Origin of the sequence: Streptomyces sp. Je 1-4 4N24 (assembly GCF_026239515.1) — a bacterium.
Classification (GTDB): domain Bacteria; phylum Actinomycetota; class Actinomycetes; order Streptomycetales; family Streptomycetaceae; genus Streptomyces; species Streptomyces nigrescens.
Genome location: NZ_CP110836.1, coordinates 5,853,967 through 5,875,742 on the forward strand (window position 1 = coordinate 5,853,967; position 21,776 = coordinate 5,875,742).

At 70.4% G+C, this 21,776-nt stretch carries 18 protein-coding genes and 2 tRNA genes; 8 read left to right on the forward strand and 12 right to left on the reverse strand.

What is annotated here, in order from left to right; all coding sequences use genetic code 11:
* Positions 1-261 precede the first annotated feature (261 nt).
* From SLV14N_RS25645 to SLV14N_RS25655, 3 genes are all read right to left on the reverse strand, one after another.
* Positions 262-1,458, reverse strand: coding sequence for a helix-turn-helix domain-containing protein (locus tag SLV14N_RS25645; RefSeq protein WP_263271231.1), 1,197 nt, complete (start codon positions 1,456-1,458; stop codon positions 262-264).
* Positions 1,459-1,528: 70 nt separating this feature from the next.
* Positions 1,529-2,053 (reverse strand): heme-degrading domain-containing protein, encoded by a 525-nt coding sequence (locus SLV14N_RS25650; protein ID WP_263271233.1) that lies wholly within the window; start codon positions 2,051-2,053, stop codon positions 1,529-1,531.
* Entirely contained in the window at positions 2,050-3,171 is a 1,122-nt protein-coding gene (locus tag SLV14N_RS25655; protein WP_263273267.1) for a Gfo/Idh/MocA family oxidoreductase, read from the reverse strand. Before SLV14N_RS25655 ends, SLV14N_RS25650 begins: the two co-directional genes overlap by 4 nt.
* Before the next feature lie 200 nt (positions 3,172-3,371).
* Here SLV14N_RS25655 and SLV14N_RS25660 point away from each other — a divergent pair, with 200 nt between their 5' ends.
* The gene (locus SLV14N_RS25660) at positions 3,372-4,442 is read left to right on the forward strand and encodes an ROK family transcriptional regulator (RefSeq protein ID WP_263273268.1); all 1,071 of its coding nucleotides are present in this window, start codon (positions 3,372-3,374) and stop codon (positions 4,440-4,442) included.
* A gap of 113 nt (positions 4,443-4,555) precedes the next feature.
* On the opposite strand, the gene SLV14N_RS25665 is transcribed toward SLV14N_RS25660, so the two are convergent.
* Both SLV14N_RS25665 and SLV14N_RS25670 read right to left on the reverse strand, forming a co-directional pair.
* Complete coding sequence (locus SLV14N_RS25665; protein ID WP_208683967.1) at positions 4,556-5,338, reverse strand: GntR family transcriptional regulator; 783 nt, start codon at positions 5,336-5,338, stop codon at positions 4,556-4,558.
* A complete protein-coding gene (locus SLV14N_RS25670) occupies positions 5,335-5,877 on the reverse strand; it encodes a GntR family transcriptional regulator (protein ID WP_208683969.1) in 543 nt (180 codons plus the stop codon). Before SLV14N_RS25670 ends, SLV14N_RS25665 begins: the two co-directional genes overlap by 4 nt.
* A 428-nt stretch (positions 5,878-6,305) precedes the next feature.
* Between SLV14N_RS25670 and SLV14N_RS25675 the strand changes: the two genes are divergently transcribed.
* The 4 genes from SLV14N_RS25675 to SLV14N_RS25690 all read left to right on the forward strand — a co-directional run bounded on the left by SLV14N_RS25675 (position 6,306) and on the right by SLV14N_RS25690 (position 10,357).
* Positions 6,306-7,085 (forward strand): HAD-IIA family hydrolase, encoded by a 780-nt coding sequence (locus SLV14N_RS25675; protein WP_208683970.1) that lies wholly within the window; start codon positions 6,306-6,308, stop codon positions 7,083-7,085.
* Between the two features lie 249 nt (positions 7,086-7,334).
* Entirely contained in the window at positions 7,335-8,006 is a 672-nt protein-coding gene (locus tag SLV14N_RS25680) for a hypothetical protein (RefSeq protein ID WP_263271235.1), read from the forward strand.
* 373 nt (positions 8,007-8,379) lie between these two features.
* A complete protein-coding gene (locus SLV14N_RS25685) occupies positions 8,380-9,054 on the forward strand; it encodes a sortase (RefSeq protein ID WP_263271237.1) in 675 nt (224 codons plus the stop codon).
* Positions 9,055-9,274: 220 nt separating this feature from the next.
* Positions 9,275-10,357, forward strand: coding sequence for a glycoside hydrolase family 6 protein (locus tag SLV14N_RS25690; RefSeq protein ID WP_208688096.1), 1,083 nt, complete (start codon positions 9,275-9,277; stop codon positions 10,355-10,357).
* Positions 10,358-10,642: 285 nt separating this feature from the next.
* Here SLV14N_RS25690 and SLV14N_RS25695 read toward each other — a convergent pair whose 3' ends face one another.
* From SLV14N_RS25695 to SLV14N_RS25705, 3 genes are all read right to left on the reverse strand, one after another.
* A complete protein-coding gene (locus tag SLV14N_RS25695; RefSeq protein WP_263271239.1) occupies positions 10,643-12,595 on the reverse strand; it encodes a kelch motif-containing protein in 1,953 nt (650 codons plus the stop codon).
* Positions 12,592-14,604, reverse strand: a complete 2,013-nt coding sequence (locus tag SLV14N_RS25700; RefSeq protein ID WP_263271241.1) for a cellulose synthase catalytic subunit — start codon at positions 14,602-14,604, stop codon at positions 12,592-12,594. The genes SLV14N_RS25695 and SLV14N_RS25700 overlap by 4 nt, the downstream gene beginning before the upstream one ends.
* A gap of 1,037 nt (positions 14,605-15,641) precedes the next feature.
* Positions 15,642-15,715 (reverse strand) — tRNA-Lys (locus tag SLV14N_RS25705).
* Between the two features lie 457 nt (positions 15,716-16,172).
* Between SLV14N_RS25705 and SLV14N_RS25710 the strand changes: the two genes are divergently transcribed.
* The 3 genes from SLV14N_RS25710 (at position 16,173) to SLV14N_RS25720 (ending at position 18,834) form a co-directional block, all read left to right on the forward strand.
* Positions 16,173-16,592, forward strand: a complete 420-nt coding sequence (locus tag SLV14N_RS25710; RefSeq protein ID WP_259670510.1) for an SsgA family sporulation/cell division regulator — start codon at positions 16,173-16,175, stop codon at positions 16,590-16,592.
* 17 nt (positions 16,593-16,609) lie between these two features.
* Positions 16,610-18,019 (forward strand): hypothetical protein, encoded by a 1,410-nt coding sequence (locus tag SLV14N_RS25715; protein WP_263271243.1) that lies wholly within the window; start codon positions 16,610-16,612, stop codon positions 18,017-18,019.
* A 221-nt stretch (positions 18,020-18,240) separates the two neighbouring features.
* Positions 18,241-18,834, forward strand: coding sequence for a lytic polysaccharide monooxygenase (locus tag SLV14N_RS25720; RefSeq protein ID WP_263271245.1), 594 nt, complete (start codon positions 18,241-18,243; stop codon positions 18,832-18,834).
* Between the two features lie 96 nt (positions 18,835-18,930).
* Here SLV14N_RS25720 and SLV14N_RS25725 read toward each other — a convergent pair.
* From SLV14N_RS25725 to ehuD, 4 genes are all read right to left on the reverse strand, one after another.
* A tRNA-Lys gene (locus SLV14N_RS25725) sits at positions 18,931-19,004 on the reverse strand.
* A gap of 99 nt (positions 19,005-19,103) precedes the next feature.
* On the reverse strand, positions 19,104-19,862 hold the full coding sequence (locus SLV14N_RS25730; RefSeq protein WP_208683976.1) for an IclR family transcriptional regulator: 759 nt from the start codon (positions 19,860-19,862) through the stop codon (positions 19,104-19,106).
* 464 nt (positions 19,863-20,326) lie between these two features.
* Complete coding sequence (ehuA, locus tag SLV14N_RS25735; RefSeq protein ID WP_208683977.1) at positions 20,327-21,154, reverse strand: ectoine/hydroxyectoine ABC transporter ATP-binding protein EhuA; 828 nt, start codon at positions 21,152-21,154, stop codon at positions 20,327-20,329.
* Complete coding sequence (gene ehuD, locus SLV14N_RS25740; RefSeq protein ID WP_259670788.1) at positions 21,144-21,761, reverse strand: ectoine/hydroxyectoine ABC transporter permease subunit EhuD; 618 nt, start codon at positions 21,759-21,761, stop codon at positions 21,144-21,146. Before ehuD ends, ehuA begins: the two co-directional genes overlap by 11 nt.
* Positions 21,762-21,776: the final 15 nt, after the last annotated feature.

Below are 21,776 nucleotides of genomic sequence, written 5' to 3' on the forward strand. Positions count from 1 at the left end.
CGCCTCCGGCGGTCCGCTGGTCATGCGGGCACCGTCCTCTCGCACCTTGTCGACCGATGGTGGCCTGGTGGCGGAAGTAACCGGCGCAGCGGCGATGCGAAGGTCCGGGCGATACCGTGCGGCACGTCGACGCTCCATTCAGCGTGGGCCTTGTCCCCCGCCGTTCGCGCGGTCGCGGGGGGATTGACTACACGTCAGGCTGCCGACAGCCGGAGGCGGGGAGTTGCACGGAATCGTGCAACTCCCCGCTTGTCGGACGTGCTAGATGCCGACCCACTCCGCGTACTGCGCCAGCGATCCGCTCCGGGCCCGCTCGCGTCGTTTGAGGGCGAGCACGGTCTCTCGCGCCGTGGGGTGGTATCGCGTCTGCTGTGGCGCGACCCTTCGGGCGCGTTGCAGGCAGTCGAGTGCCTCGGCCGGATGGCCTGCCCAGGTGTGTGCCCTGGCGAGGTCCATCCAGTGGTGACCGGCCCGGGAACGGGACCAGCCACGCGGGATGCGCACCTCCTGCGCGAGTTCCACCGCGCGGCCGAACTCGTCCAGCTCCGAGGCGATGGCCACCGCGTGCACACCGACATTCGTGGGCCCCCAGGTGACCCCGTAATCGGGCAACTCACCTGTCTCCTCGGCGAGGGCGCGGGCTTCGGCGAGGCGGGCGTCTGCGTGGTCCCGGTCCTTGGCCCTGCCCGCGATCACGGCAGCCCGAAGGTGCAGCATCCCCCGCATGGCCTCGATGCCAGCCGGCCGGCGCGCGGCTTGACCTTCAAGATCCCGTAGCGCGCCGTCCACCACCCGCATCCCGACGTCGTACCGGCCGTAAGCAAGTGTGGTCTGGGCGCGGAGGACGGCATACATGGCGGACCAGCCCGGCTCGTCGGTGCGTGGCGCGGTCCAGGCAAGGCGGTCCAGTGCGACGGTGGCGAGGTCGGTGCAGCCGAGCTTCCACGCCAGGGTGAACGTGCACTGGAAAATTCCGGCAAGGCATGTGTATGCCTGCCGCTGTTCCTCACCTGAGGTGGTGTGAACAGTGTGGACGGATTCGTCCATGAGGCCGGGCAGGGCGCGGGCCATTTCTGTGTATTCGGCCTGGCGGCGTTGCACAAGCGCGCGCTGTACGTCGGCACGGATGAGAGGGACCGCACGGGGAGCCGTCTCCCAGTCGAGGCGTACGTCCCAGTTCTCCATCCCTTCGCGAATGGGCTGTATCAGCTCATCCATCCGGTCCCGGCGCAACTCGTCGGCGTAGGGCTGTCCCAGAAGGTCGGAGGTGGAGACGCTGAGCGCGCGGGCGCAAGCCGCGACGAAGGCCGGGGAGGCCGGCTTCTGCCCGCATTCCACTTTCGACAGCAGGGACTTGGAGACATTGGCGCGCAGGGCCAGTCCTTGTTGCAGCAGGCCGCGCTGCTTGCGGTATCGGGCGATCCGTGTGCCGGTGTGCTCTTCGATGCTCGGTGGCACGATGAACTCCGTTCTGCGGTAGCACTCAGAACGTACCCACAAGCGGGCGTTCCGCGCCCCCGCTTCCCCGTCACCCCGCCGCCAGATACCGCTCCAGTGCCTCGACCACCAGCGCATGGTCGTCCGCCTGGGGCAGGCCCGACACCGCGACCACCCCGACGACGCCCGTGCCGCGCAGCCGGAGCGGGAAGGCGCCGCCGTGGGCGGCGTAGCGGTCCGGGTCCAGCCGTGAACTCTCCTCGAAAGTACGGCCCTTGGCGCGGAAGCGGGCGCCGACCAGGTATGAGGACTCGGCGTAGCGTTCGACGACGGCGGATTTGCGGGCGATCCAGGCGTCGTTGTCGGCGGAGGTGCCGGGGAGTGCGCAGTGGAACAGCTGTTGGGCGCCGCGCCGGATGCCGATCGTCACCGCGGCGCCGCGTTCCTGCGCCAGCTCCACCAGCAGTGAGCCCAGCTGCCAGGCATCGTCGTTGCTGAAGGTGTCGAGGACCAGCCGCTCCTCCTGCGCGGCCAGTTCGCGGATCTCGTCGTCGTCCGCCGGGCGCGGACCGGCCGGGCTCGTGCGTGGGGCGCGGTCCGGATCGGCCGGGCTCATGCGCGCGCCTCGATCCGGACCGTGCGGCCTTCGGCGGCGGAGAGCTTGGCGGCTTCCAGGACGCGCAGTGCGGCCGCGGCCTCGGTGGCGGTCACCGGCGGACGGACGCCCTCGCGGAGGGCCCGTGCGATCGCGGCGTAATACGCGGGGTAGTCGCCCGGCAGGGTCGGTACGGGCTCACCGCCACCGGCCCGCGGGGACGCCCCGGCGCCGAGCCGGCCCCAGCGGGACTCCGGCTCCACACCCCACTCGACGCCCTCGGTGCCGGGCCGCAGGCCCTCGCGCAGTGCGGCCTCCTGCGGGTCCAGACCGTGCTTCACATAGCCCGCCCGGCTGCCCAGCACCCGGAAGCGCGGGCCGAGCATGGCGGTGGTGGCGCTCACCCACAGATGGGAGCGGACGCCGCCCGCGTGGGTGAGGGCGAGGAAGGTGTCGTCGTCGGCCTCCGCGCCCGGACGCCGGATGTCGGACTCGGCGTAGACCGAGACGACCGGCCCGAACAGGGTCAGCGCCTGGTCGACGAGGTGGCTGCCGAGGTCGTAGAGCAGCCCGCCGATCTCCGCCGGGTCGCCGGACTCGCGCCAGCCGCCCTTGGGCTGCGGGCGCCAGCGCTCGAAGCGGGACTCGAAGCGCTGGATGTCGCCGAGCGTGCCCTCCTCGATCAGCTTGCGGACGGTGCGGAAGTCGTTGTCCCAGCGGCGGTTCTGGAAGACGGAGAGCAGCAGGCCGCGGTCGTCGGCGAGCGCGGCGAGCTTCTCGGCCTCGGCGGCGGTCGCGGCCAGCGGCTTGTCGACGACCACCGGCAGACCGGCCTCCAACGCGGCGGTGGCGAGCGGCACATGGGTCTTGTTGGGCGACGCCAGCACGATCAGATCGAGGTCCGCGGCGTGGTCGAGCACGGCCTGGGGGGTGTCGACCGTACGGACCTGGGGATGCTCGGCGCGGGCCTGCGCCTGCCGCTCCCGATCGGAGGTCGAGACGATGTCGAGCCGCAGGCCCTCGGTGGCCGCGATCAGGGGGGCGTGGAAGACCGAACCGGCCAGTCCGTAGCCGATGAGGCCGACGCGGAGCGGGCCATGGGGGGCAGCGGTGCCGGTGGGGTCGCTGATCTCGCTCATCTCGCTCATGGCTCCCACTTAAGCAACGCTGTTGCCAAAGTGCAAGCGATGCGGACAATGGGTGGGTGAGCAGCGATGACATCTCCCAGGGCCGGGCCGGGGCGGCGGGTACCGGCGGCGCTCCGGGCGCCGACGGCGGCACTTCGGCCGCCGCCGGGAATCCTGGCGCCACGGGAAATCCGGGCGTCAACCTCCCCGCGCTGCGCGGTCACAATGCCGCGGTGGTGCTCGGGCTGCTTCGTGCGGCCGGTGAGCAGGGGGTGAGCCGGCTGGAGCTCGCCGCGCACACCGGGCTGACCCCGCAGGCCGTCAGCAAGATCACCGCGCGGCTGCGGGCCGAGGGCCTGGCCGCCGAGGCGGGCCGCCGGGCCTCCACGGGCGGCAAGCCCGCCACCGTCCTGCGGCTGGTTCCCGGCGCCCGGCACGCGGTCGGGCTGCACCTGGACCGCGATGAGCTGACCGCCGTACTCGCCGATCTCACCGGCGCCCCGGTGGCCGTACGCCGCGCCCCGCTCGCCTTCGAGGCGGGCGCCGGGCAGGTGCTCGACACCGCCGGACGGGAGGTCGCGGCGCTGCGCGCGGAGGCCGGCGGCCCGCCGGTGCTGGGTGCCGGGGTGGCCTGCCCGGGGCCGCTGGACCACACCGCCGGCGTCCTGCACCGGGTCACCGGCGCGCCCCAGTGGGACGGCTTCCCCCTGCGGGACGCGCTCGCCGAACGCCTGGGCCTGCCCGTCGTCCTCGACAAGGACACCAACGCGGCGGCGCTCGGCCTGGCCCAGGGGATGCCGTCCGGCGCCGGTTCGTTCGGGTATCTGCATCTGGGCACCGGCCTGGGTGCCGGGCTCGTCCTGGGCGGCAGTCTCTACCGGGGCCCGCGTACCGGCGCCGGGGAGTTCGGGCACCAGACCGTGCAGTGGGACGGGCCGCGGTGCAGTTGCGGACGGCGCGGCTGCATCGAGGCGCTGTGCCTGGCGGCGGTGGCCCGCGGTGATCTCCCGGGCGCGGCAGAGGTGTTGGGGACCGGTGCCGCCAACCTCGTCGAACTGCTGGACATCGACCGGGTGCTGCTCGGCGGGCGCACCGTACTGGAGAACCCGGACGGGTTCCGGACCGGTGTGGCCGCGGCCCTCGACGCCCAGGCCCGCGCCCGCGGCAGGGCCGCGGTCCCGGTGGCGCTCGCCCGGGGCGGCGCACGGGCGGTCGCGGACGGCGCGGCGGAGCTGGTACTCGCGCCGCTGTTCGGGACGCGGCAGCCGGCCCTGGTGACCTGAGGGGCGGTGAGGGGGTGGCGAGGGGGCGTTGCGGGGCGACGCGGGGGTGGCCTTCCTGGTGGCCAACGGCGATGTCCAGATGAACTACGCCAACATGAAGTCCATGCCGAACCTCACTCGGCCGTGAACTCGTACTGCAGCTCGTAGAGATGGCCCGCCTTGACCATCACCGTGACCTCGATGGGGAGGTCGCCGTCGCTGCGGACGACACGGAGGGTCCGGAGCACGGGCAGATCGCCCGGCAGCCGCAGCGCGGTGAACTGCTCCTGGGTGGGCACTCGCGCCGAGACCCGGTCCACGCTGAGCCGGGGCGGGTACCCCAGCTCGGCCAGCAGCACCGGCGTCCCTCCCTTGATCTTCTGCCGCTTGGCGATGGCCGTGCCACGGGCGATCTCCAGCGGGTAGTAGGAGCTGACCAGCTCGACCGGTTCATCGTCGATCAGCAGCAACTGCTGACGGAGCAGGGCCGTGCCGCCCTCCGGGAGTCCGAGTACCGCGGACACATCGGCGGGCGGCGCGACTTCCGCCACCCGGAGCAGCCTGCTCCGCGCCTGCGCCCCGAGCTTCTCCGCCTCGGTGAGCCAGCGGTACCGGTCACCGCTGTCCGCCGGGGCCATGTACGAGGCCGGCCGCATGGTCCGCTGCCGGTGTTCCCGTACCGTCACGGCCGATCCGGCGCGTCCGACGACCAGACGTTCCTCCTTCAGGAGCCCCAGCGCCTTCTGCACGGTCGCGTTCGAGGCCGCGAACCGCTCCTTGAGCCGGACCGTGGACGGCAGCTTGGCGCCCGGCGCGAGATCGCCGTTCATGATCTCGTCGCGCAGGTCGGCGGCGATACGTTCGTGCAGGGGGCGGTTGTCGAAGGTGTCGGTGCTGTCGCCGGTCACGTCGGTCATCCGATCCTCACGTCGTAGCGCAACCGCTGGAGCTGCGCGGGCATCACCATTCTGTCCGCCTGGACGGGCCGGTTCTGGGCATCGAGAGTGAGCCGAAGCAACTGCAGTACCGGCTGCGACAGTTCCGACTCCAGGGCCGTGGCTTCCTCATCGCTCGGCAACCGCGCGGTGACGTCCTCGCGGGCCCGCACGCCGACGTATCCGAGCTCGGCGAGCAGCGTGACCGCCCCGCCGGCGATCTTCGCCGTCCCGGCGAGACGGGTGCCCTGGGCGATGGACAGCGGGTAGTAGGTGTCCGTCAACTCGCAGGGCCGTCCGTCGAGAGACATGATGCGCCGCCGCACGACGACACGGTCGCCCGGCCGCACCCCCAGCAGCTCCGCGATCTCGCCGGGGGCGGCCACTTCCCCCGCCTGCACGATGCGCTGGCTGCCCCGGCGGCCCTTGGCCGCGGTCTCGGCGCTCCACGCGTCGCGCTGCCCCGGTTCACGCGGGGCCAGGTACGGCACGGACGTGGTGATCCACTCGGGGCTGTTCACGGCATCCTCCGGCACGGTCGAAAGTCCTCCCACCCGACAACTGTGCTGCCTTACAGAACAAGTGACAAGCCTCAGAGTAGCTGCATCCTCGCCGCTATTCGCGAATAGCGATATCTATTGGTTGCGTGAACAGCCCACAGCCCGACGTGAGGCGGTGGTCCACCATGTATCTCTCTCACCGGCAACAGGCCCGATTGCTTCCGTGGTCCGGTCCCGGGGGCAAGTCCTGCTATCTCATAGGAGACGGAAACGGTCCCGTATCGCGCCTGGAAGAAGACCCGGGTGATCGCCAGGGTCAGCGGCACGGTGGCTGACTTAGGGTGGGGGCGTCGGCCGTACGTACGACGCGCGGGTCCTTACGCGTGGTCCACGGCGCGTGCGGGAGGCGGTCGGCGCCCCTGGTCCTCACGCACGGCAGGAGTCCGGCAGTGGCAGAGCGCAAGCCGATCGAGTCATGGCTCACCGACATGGACGGCGTCCTGATGCACGAGGGCATTCCGGTTCCCGGCGCGGAGGCCTTCATCAAGCGGCTGCGCGATTCGGGCAAGCCCTTTCTCGTCCTGACCAACAACTCCATCTACACCCCGCGTGACCTGCACGCCCGGCTGAACCGCATCGGCCTGGACGTGCCGTGGGAGTCGATCTGGACCTCCGCGCTGGCCACCGCCCAGTTCCTGGACGACCAGCGCCCCTGCGGCACCGCCTACGTCATCGGCGAGGCGGGCCTGACCACCGCGCTGCACGACATCGGCTACGTCCTGACCGACCACTCCCCGGATTACGTGGTCCTGGGGGAGACCCGCACCTACAGCTTCGAGGCCCTGACGAAGGCGATCCGGCTGATCAACGACGGGGCGCGGTTCATCGCCACCAACCCCGACGAGACCGGCCCCTCTCCCCAGGGCGCGCTGCCCGCGACCGGGTCGGTGGCCGCACTGATCACCAAGGCGACAGGCATCGACCCGTACTTCGTCGGCAAGCCCAACCCGCTGATGATGCGGCACGGACTGAACGTCATCGGCGCCCATTCCGAGACCTCCGCGATGATCGGTGACCGGATGGACACCGACGTGCTGGCCGGCCTGGAGGCGGGCATGGAGACCTTCCTCGTACTGACGGGTCTCACCCGCCCCGAGGAGATCGAACGGCACCCGTTCCGGCCCTCCCGCGTGGTGGACTCGATCGCGGATCTCATTGACCTGGTGTGAGGGGGCCGGGCCGGTGTGAGCACCGGGCCCATCGTCTCGGCGTCGCTCGTGGGGGAGCCGGTCTGACCGTCGGCGGGCTGCTCCGGCCCGCCGGCCCGTCGGCGGGCCGGTTCGCTGTCCGGTCCGCGGCCTCCTCCGGCCGTGGACCGCTGGTGGCCCGTGGGCCCCACCCGAACGGCGCAGCCTCGGACCGCACCGGATGCGGCCGGGCTCGCGTGGGCGGACCTTCGGAGTTATCGGAGGTTCACCATGCGCTCACGGCAACTTGCTCTCTGTGCCGCGGTCGCGGCGTGCGCGGTGACGACGGCGCCCGCGTACGGCGGGGACGAACGCGCCACCGGAACCGCAACCGGAACCGCAACGGTCCTGGCCCACCCCGCCCCGGCCACCCCACGCGGCACGGTCACCTTGCGGGGCACCGGCTGCGCCGCCGGGTGGGCCACCGTCCACTCTGCGGCCTTCCACGGCGCACCGCCGCTCACCCGGGCCGCCGCGGGCCTGATCACAGGCGTCGGCCGCATCCGTTCCGGCTCGGTAGCCCTCTCACATCCGCGCACCGCCGTCTGCCCGAGCGGCATCGGCCGGACCTCGCTCGCTGCGCGAACGGTGCAGGCCGGAGCGGTGGCCGTTGATGCTGCGCGAACGGTGCGGGCCGATGCGTCAGCCGTCCACCCTTCGCGGGCGATACCGGCCGACGCGGCGGCCGTACACCCTGACCGGTCCCTGCCCCAGCCCGCCAAAGCCACCCAGCCCGCCAAAGCCACCAAGGCAGCCAAAGCCGCCTCGAGCGACGAGCTGAGCAGCACCTCGGCCGTGGGGCTGGTGCTGGCCGGCGGCGCCATCCTGGTCATCGCGGGGCAGCTGCTCCGGCTCCGGCTGAGACTGCGCCGCGAGCGCCGGGGCGACGCCGATGAGCGCTGACGAAGACGGGCGGGCAGGCGCGGTCGGGGTGACCGCCAGACCCGGCGTATCCGGCCGGGGCGGCGACGTACCCGGCACGAGCGCCGTACCCGGGGTATCCAGAGGCCCGGGCGCATCCCGCCCGCCCGGCGCCCATGGCACCCATAAGACGCTCAACACCTTTGCCCTACTGGGCAGCCATGCCGCCCCCGCTCCCGATACGGGTACCAGCCCGGCCTCCGCTCCCGCTACGGGTACCGGCCCCCGCCCCACTCCCCATACGGGTACCGGCCCCGTCCGCGACACCGGCCCCCACCGCACGCCTGGCTCTCGCCCCCGCCCCGCTGCCTCTCGCCCCGGCCCCGCCCACCGCCCCGGGCAGCTCCTCGCCGGTGTGGCCTGGGCGGTGTTGCTGTTGGGGCTGTGGCTGTGGGGCCGCGACCTGGTGGACGGGGTGGCCGCGCGGCTCGCCACGACCGGTGATGTCGCCGCCGCCGGGCGCCCGTTGGGCCGACAGGCACCGCCGCATGCGCACGCCCCGGTAACGGCCGCCACCACCGCACGGCCCGTCCGGCTCACCATCGATGCGCTCGGTGTACGGGATGCCGGTATCGCCGGACGAGGCCTCGACGGGGACGGCATGCTCACCCCGCCCCCGTACACCTCCCCGGAGCCCGTCGGCTGGTACGCCGAAGGGCCGCAACCGGGCGAGGCGGGCGCGGCGCTGCTCGTGGCCCGTGGCGGCGCCGACCGCGATCCCGGCGCCCAGCGGACCGTGTTCCACCGTCTGCCCCGCCTCAAGCCGGGGGACAGGGTGGACATCCAGCGCGCCGACGGCAGCACCGCACGCTTCACCGTCGAAGACATCCAGCTCTACGACCGCCACCGCTTCGACCCGCGCAAGGCTTACGCCGCTCACGACCGGAGACGCTCCGAACTCCGCCTGATCACCGGCGACGGCAGCCTCGGCCGTGACCCCGGACGGCATGGCGGCAGCGCCACGAACGTCACCGTGGTCTCGGCATACCTGACGTCCTACCAGCACCCCCCGCACACCGGGGCCCGCTGAGCCGCCACAGCCACAGGCACAGCCACCGACCGCCATAACCGCCACAACCATCACAGCCGTCACAACCGTCACCCGGGCCGGCGCGAACAGCGGCCTGTGGACGATCGGTAGCCAGCCTGTCCACAGGCCGACCCGGGCAAGTCGGGCGTGTGCCACGATGGATGCGGCCGGTGGTCCCCTGCCGACCATGTTCCGTGTTCATGCTCCGAGGGGGGAGTGGATGTACGGCAATCTGCGACGGATGGCCGGGGTCGGTCCGACGGGCGGGTCCCGCGACGGCCGGCGGCGCTCCGCGCATGCCGGTGTGGCATCGGCGAGGGCGGCGGTGGGCGCGCTGGCCCTGCTGCTGGTCGCCGGCTGCTCCTCGTCCGGCAGCGACAGCGACGGCAGCGTGCCGGGCAAACCGGGCCAACGCCCCAAGGCCGTCACCCCGTTCTGGGTCAACCCGGACAGCAAGGCGGCCCGTCAGGTGTCCGCATACGGCAAGGACGGCAAATCCGGCGACGCCCGTCTGGTCAACAAGATCGCGACGCAGCCGGTCGCCGAATGGATAGGCATCGACGACCCGCAAGGCGAGGCCCGTGGCTTCACCGAGGCGGCCGCCAAGGCCGACCGTGAGGCACTGCTGGTGCTCTACAACATCCCGCACCGCGACTGCGGCAGCTACTCCAAGGGCGGCGCCGCCGACGGCAACGCGTACCGCTCCTGGCTGGACGGGGTGCTCAAGGGCATCGGCGACCGCGCCACCACCGTGATCCTGGAGCCCGACGCACTGCCGCACATCGAGGACAAGTGCACCCCGCAGCAGTTCCACGAGGAGCGCTACGCCCTGCTGACGGAGGCGGTCGGCAAGCTCAAGGCGCTGCCGCACACCAAGGTCTATCTGGACGCCGGCAACCCCCACTGGATCAAGGACGCGGGCCGGATGGTCGAACCGCTCAAGCGGGCCGGTATCGACCGCGCCGACGGCTTCGCGCTGAACATCTCCAACTACCAGACCACCGCGGAGAACACGAAGTACGGCAAGAAGCTGTCCGCCATGGTCGGCGGCAAGCCCTTCGTCATCGACACCAGCCGCAACGGCAACGGCCCGGCCCCCGGCGGCGACGACCCGGAGAACTGGTGCAACCCACCCGGCCGCGCCCTGGGCACCCCGCCCACCACCAAGACCGATGACCCGCAGATAGCCGCCTACCTGTGGATCAAGCGCCCCGGCGAGTCGGACGGCACCTGCAAGGGCGGCCCCAAGGCGGGCACCTGGTGGCCCAAGTACGCCCTCGGCCTGGCCGATAGCGCGAAGTAGGCCCCGCGTCCTGCCGTGCCGGCGACCAATGCCCGGCCGCCGTCACGGCACGACGCCACATCCCGCCCCCACGACAAGCCCCACCCCGCCGCGAGGACAAACTCACCTCCGGCAGGCAGCCACGGAGAGGGCACACCCCGCCGCAACGGCACAGCAAGCCTGCCCCCCCACGACGAGGGCCCGGCGGAAGACATTCCACCGGGCCACAACGCGGGCGGACCTACGTCCCCTCGGGACCTTCCCCTCGGGAGGTACGACCTCTCGGGACGTACCTCCCCCCGGGACCTACGTCCCCTCCGGACCGATCTTCACCCACACCGCCTTCGACGGCGTCCCTTCGCCGTCCACCGCGTGGAGCATGTACCACCCGGGCGGCACCAGCGAGGGGTCCTTGGGCAGGGTGACCGTCACACCCTTCCCGTCCTTCGCCACCGTGAAGTCCAGCGCAATGGAGCGCTGTTCGATATTGGTGACATGGGTGAACGAGCCGGGGCGCATCAGCCGCATCTTCTTGATGCCGGTGGCGTGCGGGGAGCCGTAGGTCGCGCGGTCGCCGAGCGAGAGCGTCTTCGTCCCTCCGCCCGTCAGCTCCGGGCGCGACTTCCGGTAGAGGTACGGCGGGGTGTAGAGGTCGATCTGCTGCTGGAAGACGCCCGGCTTGGTGTTGTCCTTGTCGGCGAAGAGGGAATCGGAGCCGAAGGTCATCACCCGGCCGTCGGGCAGCAGCAGCGCACCGGAGTGGTAGTTGCGGCCCACCAGCGGATCGGCCACCTGCCGGGCGGTGTTGGCCGCCGGGTCGTACAGCTCCGCCTTGAGGACGTTGGAGTCGCTGCGCCCGCGGTAGTCACCTGAGCCGTTCGTGGTCAGCACGGTGTCGTCCGGCATGATCACGCTGCTGGGGTAGCGGGCCTTCGCATACAGCGGCGGGCCGTCCTTGAAGCGCGGCGACGGCGCGTGCAGATCCACGATCCGGGTCTTGTCCGTGGCCTTCGGGTCCTCGCCGACCCCGCCCCCGCCCAGCACCATGTACCGCTGTTCCTGGGCCGGCGGCAGCAGCACCGACATCGACGTCTCCAGGATGTTCGGGTCGCTCATCCCGGGCACGTACTGGAACTTGTTCGTCTTCAGGTCCCAGATGCCGGGCTTGCGGCCGATGTTGTCCGGGCCGTAGCCGGCGTTGGAGCCGGTGTAGAAGATCCGGTTCTGGTCGGTGAGGAAGAGCGCCGGGTAGGTCGGGAAGAAGCGCCGCTTGGGCAGGTAGCGCCACTTCTTCGTCTTCGGGTCGTAGATCTCCTGCTTGCCGGGGACCACCTGCCCGATCTCGTCCAGCCCGGAGACGGAGAGGACCTTGCCGTCCTGCAGGGTGGTGAGCGTCGGGTACCAGCGGGCCTCGTTCATCGGGTCGACGGGTATGTAGCGCTCGGCCACCGGGTCGAACTCGAAGCTGTCCTTGATCCCCTGGAAGTCCTTCTTGTCGAAGGACAGCTTCTGCGCGATGCCGTAGAGGTTACGGGCATCCGCACCGGTCAGACCGTGGATGCGGTAGTTGTCCTGGGTGCCCGTGGAGTGCGACGGGCCGTCCTTGAGGGCCTCGACATAGACCCGGGCCTCGCTGTGCACGACGGTGACCTTGCCGGTCGCCGGGTCGGTCTTCTTCTTCGCCCGGGGCACCACGACCGGGTCCTTGGAGGTGAAGGTCTTGCCGTTCTTCTTGCCGGTGAAGAGCGTGCCGGCCGGGAAGGTCTTCGGGCCGTCCGGATTCTCGTTGTAGAGGATCATGAGGCCGCCGGCCTTCTTCACATCGCCGTTCAGCTTCTCGTAGCGCTGGGTGCCGCCGGCCACCAGGAGCTTGCCGTCCGGGAGCTGGGTGTGCCCGGAGCAGAAGAGGTCCTTGGGGGTGGGGATGTTCTTGAAGGTGTTCTTCTCCGGATCCCACAGGACCGTACGGAACGACTTGGCCTTGAAGTTCGCCGCGTTGTTCCCGGAGCCCGCGACCAGCAGCACCTTCCCGGTGTGCAGCAGGGCCGCGTGGATGGTGTTGATGCGGTACTTCTCCGGGACGTTGACGACATCCCAGTGGCCGTTCTCCGCCTTGTACTCGGGCCTGTTGATCTTGTACTGGTGGTACTGCTCGGAGGCGAAGCCGTAGAGGGCCGGCCCGTTCATCCCGGCCAGCGCGAGCACCACCGCCGTTGCTATCGCCACTCTGCGGGTGCGACGGCTCGGACGGTACTTCATGTGTGACGTCCCCCAAGGGCGATCTGCATGGTCTGTTCGGTGGTGGCGGCCGGGTCGCCGGCCGGAGCGGCGGCGCCGTCAGCGGCAGGAGCGGCGGCGTCGTCAGCGGCCGACGCGGGCGGGTCCCCGCCGTCGGCCGGGTCCGCCGGTTGCGGCGGACTCCCGCCGCCGGCCGCAGCACCGTCCGTGGCACCGGAGGTGGCGGCGGCCGCACTCCGCTTCTGCTGCTCCTCGCGTACGGTCATCCGCCAGGCGACGATCGGTGCGGCGGTGATCACCATCGCGAGGACGGCCCAGATGACCATCGCCGGATGGCTGTGCCCCAGCACGAACGAGGCGATCAGCGAGCCCCCGAAGACGAGCAGGAAGAACAGATGCACCCGGAAGGTCCCGAAGAGCGTGTCCGGGCTGGACGAGTCGCCCTTCGGCGTGACCACGAACTTGCTCTTGCGGCGCAGCGCCGCGTCGAACAGCGACCGGGCGTAGATCGGCGCGGACAGCGCGGACATCACCATGCCGGCGACACCGCCGGAGCCCTCCGGCTCGTGCGGGGAGACATTGTGCCGCCGGTTCCAGATGTACAGGCCGATCTGCAGCGCCGAGGCGTTGCCGTACAGCATCATCCACACCGCCGGATCGATCTCCACACCCGAGGCGCCGAGACCCAGGAACAGCGCACAACTCAGCGCCGCCAGGATCCAGTTCAGCGCCGACATCGGGTAGAAGATCACCATCATGGTGTAGTTGACGAGGCGGCCGAAGGGCAGGGTGAACGGCGCCTTCCAGAACTGCTTGAGGATCGTCTCGTACGTCCCGCGTGACCAGCGCAGCTGCTGGGTGAAGAAGTCCGTCCAGGCCGTGGGCCCCTCACCGACCGCGAGCACATCCGGGGTGTAGACCGAGCGCCACTTCTTCCCGGTCTGCGGATTGCGGTGCCGGTGTATCTCGAACCCGGTCGCCATGTCCTCGGTGATCGAGTCGTACAGCCCGCCGATCTGCTTGAGCGCGCTGATGCGTACGGCGTTGGAGGTGCCGACGAACATCGGCGCGCCGTAGCGGTTACCGGCCCGCTGGATCAGCGCATGAAAGAGGAACTGCTGGGACTCGGCGGCCTTGGTGACGAAGGTGTCGTAATTGCCGTACACCTGGGGGCCGATGACGAAGCCCACGTCCGGGTCGCGGAAGAAGCCGAGCATCCGCTCCAGATAGTTGGGCAGCGGGACATGGTCGGTGTCGACCGAGGCGAAGTAGTCGTAGTCGTCGCCGTGCGCCGCCAGCCAGGCGTTGTAGTTGCCGTGCTTGGTCTTGGCGCGGTGCGGCCCCTTGGCCCGGTTCCACTCCGGGATGCCCTTACGGGTGAAGTGGTGCACGCCCAGACGCCGGCAGACCTCCTTGACCTCGGGGTCGTCGCCCTCGTCCAGCAGCCATACGTGCAGCAGCCCGCGGTGGCGTATCTTCACCGCCGCCTCCAGCGTCTTCGTCACCATGGCGAGGGGTTCCTTGCCCGGCACGAAGGAGGTGAGGAACGCGACGCGGGTGCCGCTCTCGGGTATGACCGGTATGGGGTCGCGGGCGACGAGGGTGGCATGCGCGTTGGACAGCACATTCATGCACCGGAAGAACTCGATCAGCCCGATCGTGACCAGCATGACGGTGTCCAGCACCGGCAGGAAGTCGTAGGCGGGGTAGTCACGTTCGGTCCAGTGGCCGGGCTGCATCAGCCAGATCAGCAGCCCGAACGAGAGCAGCGGCGCGGCACCGAGCAGCAGGGCGGCCCGGATACGGTGCGGCTCGTCGGCGAGCAGCGAGCGATAGCGGACCTTGTACGGCTTGTCCGGGTCCGGCTGGGTGAGCGGCCCGGCCAGTCTGCTGTAGTGCTCGTAGTCGTAGCGCGGCAGCGGTTTGCGCTGGGCGCGCCGCTGCCGTTGCTGGCGTGGCAGACGCAGGCGCGCGGTGGCGGACGAATCGTACGAGTGCTGCGGTCGGGCACCGTCAGGTGGCGACGTCATGGGTCCATCCCCCCGCACGCAACTGGCTGCGTGCCGTGTGCTGGTAGCCCGAATTTCTCGGTCCCCCTCGACCGACTCGGGCTCACTGGTGTCGGCCGCCCGCACCGTCAGATGCTGACGGCCGTGTTCCGGTTGCATGAGGAACGCCCCGTAATCCTGCCAAGGAGCGGGTTCCCCGCGTTCACATCACGCCAACCGGCGTATCCCTTTGTTCTCAGTCCTGCGAACCCCGCCGCATTCCGACCGAGTTCCCAGGTCAGAGTGCCGAACGGTCCCCCTGATTGCAAGGCTGATCACAAAGTATGGGGACAAGGATAGGCAATATGGGGCGGCATATGGTGCCCCGCGCATCGCTTTGACCTGGAACGGCGCCTCATTTCTGCCTTGTTGGCGGTTCCGGGCGCGATAGCTGGAATAACACGCTCCGTGAGCGCGGAGTTACCCGTCCGGTAAAGTAAACGCCCCCGGTTCGCAAAGTCCGTCAGCAACTGGCAATGAAATAGCGGGAGTCGGCGGAATCGGGCGCGCGCGGCGCGAAGATTTACTCATCGAAGCCGCCTCGACCGGACGGGCCGGACGGAGCCTTTGCGGTCATGCGTACGGTTTGGAACGGTATCTGAAGGAATTCACCCGCAAAACAGGGGATGGGCAGATCCGCAACGGATTCGACCCGCTCCGCCGAATCTGCGTAAGTGACCGGCCAGTACGGCGAATTGGCTGAACGTCGGACCCGGTAGGCGGTCAACCTCCGCCACCCTCTCGATACTGCCGCCGGCCGGTGACACCGTTCCCGCCTCCGGGTGGCAGCGTTCCCGGCGATGAGGGTCGACGCTCCTGCACCCTCGCACGCACGTTCCCCCGTCCGCCGGCGGTCGGCGTCGAGCCTGAGTCCGGTCGGCTGCGACCAGGGGAGCCGCTACTCCTCCCGGGTGACCGCCGCCCGTGTGCCCTGATGGCCCCGACGGCGGCGGGAGATCTCGCGCCCTGCCCGGCACACGACTGAGGCCCCTCGCATGGCGAGGGGCCTCAGTGTGACGTGCGCCGCCAGGGACTCGAACCCCGGACCCGCTGATTAAGAGTCAGCTGCTCTAACCAACTGAGCTAGCGGCGCGCGCTGACCTGAAGAACTTTACACGAACTCGGAGGGTGCTCCGTACCCTCGGCCGCGCGGCTCACGCCCCCGGCCCATGTGATCCCTGCCACGTCCGGCGGCCCCTCGCCCGTACTCCCACCGCAGGGCAGATCTCCGTACACACAGGACAAAAGCCGCTTAGCTTCAGGGGTTCCGATCGCCCCCCTGACCGAAATGTTACGAGAAGGACACTTTTGCCCTCTACATACCAACAGTCACCAGTTGCCCCGTCAACATGCGATATCTCCTGCCGGTTGAGAGGCTGAGGCGAGCGCCGAGGCGCAAGAACTGAACATTGTCCAGAGGGCGCCGGCCATGGCGTCCGTCACTCCTCTTGCGCCTGTTGCAACCCCACCCTCCACAGCAACGTCTGCCAGGACGCGCGCCCCGGACCGGGTCCCCGGGACTCGCCCCTCCGTCGGAAAGGTTGATCGTCGTGGTGTCGACAGCCAAGCGCACCCTTGAGATGCGGCTCCTCCTCGGGCCGGACGAAGCAGTTCCGGTGGCCGGCCGGTTCAGCTACCGCAGCGACCGTCCGTACGAGGTCGAGGTCGCCTTCATCAGCCGCGGCCAGACGGTCGCCACCTGGCTGTTCGCCCGCGACCTCCTGCTGGCCGGGCTCCATGACGTAGCGGGGGAGGGGGACGTCCGGGTGTGGCCCTTCCGCCGGCCGGGCGAACCGCGCCGCGTCCATATCGAGCTGTCCACCGACGACAGCGTCTGCGAGCTGTCGGTACGCGCGACGGAGCTGACCGCCTGGCTGGAGCAGACCGCGGCGATCGTGCCGCCCGGCGACGAGGGCGGCTACCTCGACATGGACACACACCTGGCCCGGCTGTTCGCTGGGAAGTGCTGATGGGGGACACGGCGATCATGAAGACGACGACGGCCGAGCCGGTGAACGCGGCCGGGCCGACGACGACCGGACCGGTGACGACGACCGGGCCCCGCACGCCCGTCCCGAGCTCCGGAGTGCTGCCCGCCGCCGCGAATCCCGCCTCCGCCATACCGTCCGGCGACGGCATACGCTCCACCGACGGCACCCCCTCCAGCCCCGGCATACCCTCCGCCACCCAAGCCACCCCCGCCTCCCCCCTCCCCGCCCCACGCCGCACCACGGGCTCAGGCCGCGCGGAAGGGGACGCGGGGCCGGCCGGCCCGGACGGTAAGGGGCAGTCGGCGGGCGCTCGGCCGGGGCGTGCCGACGGGGAGCCGGACGGTTCCGCCGACGCCGCCACGGCCGCCCCGCACGACCCCTGTGCGCACGGCTTTCTGCCCGAGCGGCCACCCGTCCGGTCCCTGATCGGTACCTGGACCCGGCTGGACGCCATGGCGCGCGCGGCCGCGATCGTGCCCGACCGGGAGGCCGCCGTCGCGCTCGTGGAACGGGCGCACCACGCCAATGAGTTGGCCGCCCTGCGGCAACGCGTCTCCCGGCTCTCGCTGCGCAACGCGGAGGCCGCCGCCATGCGGATCGCGGTCATCGCGGTCTCCTGCGGCTGGTGCGGGCTCGATCCCCAGGCGCCGGCCGCGCGCGAGGTCGCCGACGAGGCGTTCCTCGACCTCTGGGCAGCGATCGCGCACCGTATCGACCACGACCAGTTCGTCGCGCTGCCCACCCTCGCGCTCCACAACTGGGCCCCGGAACGCAAACCGCGCCGCCATATCCCCATCGACCAGCTGGCCCGCACGGAAGCGCTGGTGCCGATAGTCCGCTGGGCCCCGGAAGGCCAACCGCTCAGCCGGCTCGACCGGTTGATGCTGGCCGCGACCCGCCTGGAGGCGCACGGGATCTGGCTCTTCCGGCTCGCCGAAACCCTTGCGGGACGGTCACCCGACGACTCCTCCACCCCGACGGCGCTGCGCCGTCTGGTCCGGGTCCAGCACGCGCTGCGCGCCCAGCTCCTCGCCGAGGCGGCGGACCTGTCGGCCGCACCGGCCACTCCGCAGCAGCGCGCGGTGCTCGCCGCGCTCGCCGGACAGGGCGCCCTGGAGCCGCCGGTGCTCCAGGCCGCCGACGCGGTACTGGGCATCGGCGCCCGGCGTATGCGGGAGGGCCGGCGCCAGCTGCTGCGGCGCCATCTGCCGGCGCAGCACCGTGCCTGGCTCAGCGCGATGGACCGCCACTGTGCTCCCGTGCGCACCCTCGCCCACCGCGGTGGCCCCGATGCCGCCGTCTATCGGGAGGCCCAGGAGTCCCTGATCGCCCTCCGCCGCACCTATACGGCACTGGTCCAGGCCGCCGCCCGCCCCACGGCGGCTCCGCTCATGAAGGCGGCCTGACCCGCGGCGGCCCCCCCGCTCGCGCCCCCCGTGGCGTGCGTCCGGTCGCCCTCGGTGCGGCCCCCGGTGGGCAGCCCTCGGTCCGACAGTGGTCCGACATTGGTCCGTACCTTGGTATGGACATGCTCAGTGTGCGCTGATTAGTCTGCCATTTGGTCTAGACCGCACTGCCTCTCCCTCTCGGCTCATGGAACTCCCCCCACGTTCTTCAGGAGCGAAGCATGCGCAAAAAGATCAGTGCTGCCGTGATCGGCCTCGGCGTCCTCGGCGTCTCCCTCCTCTCGACGGGCAGCGCCGCCAGTCACGGCTACAGCGACGCACCCCCCAGCCGGCAGGCGCTCTGCGCCAACGGCACCGTCAAGGACTGCGGCGCGATCCAGTACGAACCGCAGAGCGTGGAGGCCCCCAAGGGCTTCCCGGCCGCCGGCCCGGCGGACGGCAAGATCTGTTCCGGCGGCCATGGGAATTTCGCCGAACTCGACGATCCGCGCGGCGGCGCCTGGCCCGGCACCAAGCTCTCCCCGGGGCAGGGCTACACCTTCACCTGGCGGCTGACGGCCCGTCATGCCACCACGGATTTCCAGTACTTCATCACCAAGGACGGTTACGACCCCGGCAAGCCGCTCACCCGCGCCGACCTCGAACCCGAGCCGTTCATGACGGTCCCCATGGGCGGTGCGCAGCCGGACGCGACCGTCCAGCACCAGGGCACCGTCCCCACCCAGAAGTCCGGCCGCCACCTCATCCTCGGCGTCTGGAACATCGCCGACACGGGCAATGCGTTCTACGCCTGCTCGGACGTCGACCTCTCCTGACGCCCCCGCCGGCACCATCGGCCCTCGACCCCTGGCGCGGGTCCGGACACAACGAAGTGGGCGTTCCCGGAGAACCGGGAACGCCCACTCGATACGTGCGCCGCCAGGGACTCGAACCCCGGACCCGCTGATTAAGAGTCAGCTGCTCTAACCAACTGAGCTAGCGGCGCGCGCTGACGAAAGAAATACTACCTGGTCGAGAGGGGTGCTCAGGACCACGGCCGGCAGAGCTGTGCCGTCCGGCCCCGCCGCCCTGCCCGTGCCCCGGCTCAGATCGCCAGCGACAGCAGGACCGGGGCGGCCTGACGGTTGAGGGTGTCGGCGGCCTGGCGCAGCCGGTGGGCGTGCTCCAGCGGCATGGACAGGGCGAGGCAGCCGACCGTCGCACCTGCGGTGATCGGGACGGCCGCGCAGACCGTGCCCACGGCGTACTCCTGGAGATCGAGGACGGGGACCGTGGGCGGCTGGCTGTCGAGCTTGTGGAACAGGACCTTCTCGTTGGTGATCGTCCGCGAGGTGAGCCGGGCGGTCTTGTGCCGTGAGAGGTGGTCCTTGCGGCCGTCGTGGTCGAGTTGCGCGAGCAGGCACTTGCCGATCGCGCTGGCGTGCGCCGTGCGGTGGAATTCGGCCCACTCGTTGACCTTGGGGGCCAGCGGTCCGTCGGCGTAGTGGAGGATCTTCACCTCGCCGTCGATGTACCGGCTGATGTAGACCGCCGCGCCGACCGAGTCGCGCAGCTGGTCGAGGGTGAGCTGGAGCTTGTCGCGCAGGGCCTGGTCGCGGTCGCCGCCCGAGCCCAGGAGCAGGAGCGATTCGCCGATGACATACGCCCCGTCGGTGACCTGCTCGACATAGCCCTCGCGCCGGAGCATCGCCAGCATGTGTCCGAGCTGGGCCGGGGACAGGCCGGTCTCGCGGGCGATCTGCGCATCGGTCACGCCCTCGGCGTGCCTGGAGACCGTTTCGAGCACGCGAAGGGCGTACTGCACCGAATGGAACGGCGCGGTCGGCTCGGGCTTCAGCGCCACGGTGTCCCCCTAGCAGGTTGTTACCGCTTGCGTCGTGACCGCCGTCGGTGGTCACGGCCGGGCTTGCGCGGCCGATCCCGGACAGCGGGGCTTCCCTCACGATAGCGGCCAACGGCCCTCGGGGGAGGGGGTCTTGACTGAAAAGAAGCGCGCCCCGGTCATCTGTACTGGGGCTAGAGACCTTGGCATATGCCAAGGTCACAGTGCCGGGCCGCCGGCGGCTTCGTGCCGTACGGCCCCCGGCGCCGGGCCGGGGGCCGGGAGGGTGCGGGGCCTCAGGAGGTCATCATCATCTTTTCCCCGCTGGTGCCCTTGAGCTTGCTGCATCGCCGCCCGGTGCCGTCAGGCGGCGGGGTGCTATTCCGGAATTCGTCGGCCATGGCGCCGGTGTGCGGAAAAGAGAAAGGGTGGTGCGCCCCCTCGGCGGGGCCCACCACCCGAACTCACTGCCTGTTGAGCGCCGTTCAGAGCACCGCGCTCAGGAATTCCCGGGTGCGCTCGTGCTCCGGCTCCGTGAAGATCTTTTCCGGGGAGCCGGATTCGATGACCCGCCCGGCGTCGAACATCAGGACATCGTCGGAGATGTCCCGGGCGAAGTTCATCTCATGGGTGACACAGAGCATGGTGATGTCCGTGGTGTGCGCGATGTCCCGCAGGACGTCCAGCACCCCGGCCACCAGCTCCGGGTCGAGCGCCGAGGTCACCTCGTCCAGCAGCAGCACCTGCGGGCGCATCGCCAGCGCGCGGGCGATGGCGACCCGCTGCTGCTGGCCGCCGGAGAGCTGGGTCGGGTACTTGTCGAGGTGCTCGGTCAGACCCACCAGATCGAGGAGTTCGCGGGCCCGCTCCTCGGCGGCGTCCTTTTCCATCCCCAGGACGTGCACCGGCGCCTCGGTGATGTTCCGCAGCACCTTCATGTTGGGGAAGAGGTTGAACTGCTGGAACACCATGCCGATGTTCTTGCGGACCTCGCGGATGTGCTTCTCGCCGGCCGGTACGAGCTTGCCGCCCTTTTCCTCGTGCGTCAGATATTCGCCGCCGACCTTGATGGTGCCCTCGTCGGGCTTCAGCAGCGTCATCAGCAGCCGCAGAATCGTGGTCTTGCCGGAACCGGACGGGCCGATGAGGGTGACGTGCTTGCCCGAGGAGACGGTGAAGTCCAGGGAATCCAGGACGGTGTTGGTCCCGAACCGCTTGGTGACGTGGTCGAAGCGGATCAGCTCGGTGCCGTCCACCGCCGGGTTGGCCGTTTCTCCGGAGTGGTCCTTCGGGTGATTGCTGTCAGCGGACAAGACGACGCTCCAGGGCTCGCAGGAGGAGAGAAGTGGGGTAGGAGATGACCACGAAGAGGATGCCGACGACGGTGATCGGCTCCAGGTAGTCGAAGGTGGTGGCGCTGATGCTGTTCGCCTGGAAGAGCATGTCGGCGACGGTGATACCGGCCAGCAGCGGCGTGTCCTTGAACATCGCGATCACGTAGTTGCCGAGCGCGGGCACCACCCGGCGGAACGCCTGCGGCAGGATCACCGCGGTCCAGGTGCGCCGGCGCGGCAGGTTCAGCGCCGTGGCGGCCTCCCACTGGCCGGGCGGCACCCCGTCGATACCGGCGCGGTAGACCTCGGAGGTGTACGTCGAGTAGTGCAGGCCCAGCCCGATGACGCCCGTGGTCAGCGGAGAGAAGGCCAGCCCCCAGCCCGGCAGCACGAAGAACAGGAAGAACAGCTGCACCAGCAGCGGGGTGTTGCGGATGAACTCGACGAAGATGCTGACCGGCCAGGTCACCCAGCGGCTCCCCGAGCGCAGGGCCATCGCCCACACCAGCCCGAGCGCGAAGGACACCAGCGAGCCGTAGAACGTCGCCTGGACGGTGATCCACAGCCCTTCGAGGATCTGGGGCATGATCTCCCAGATGTA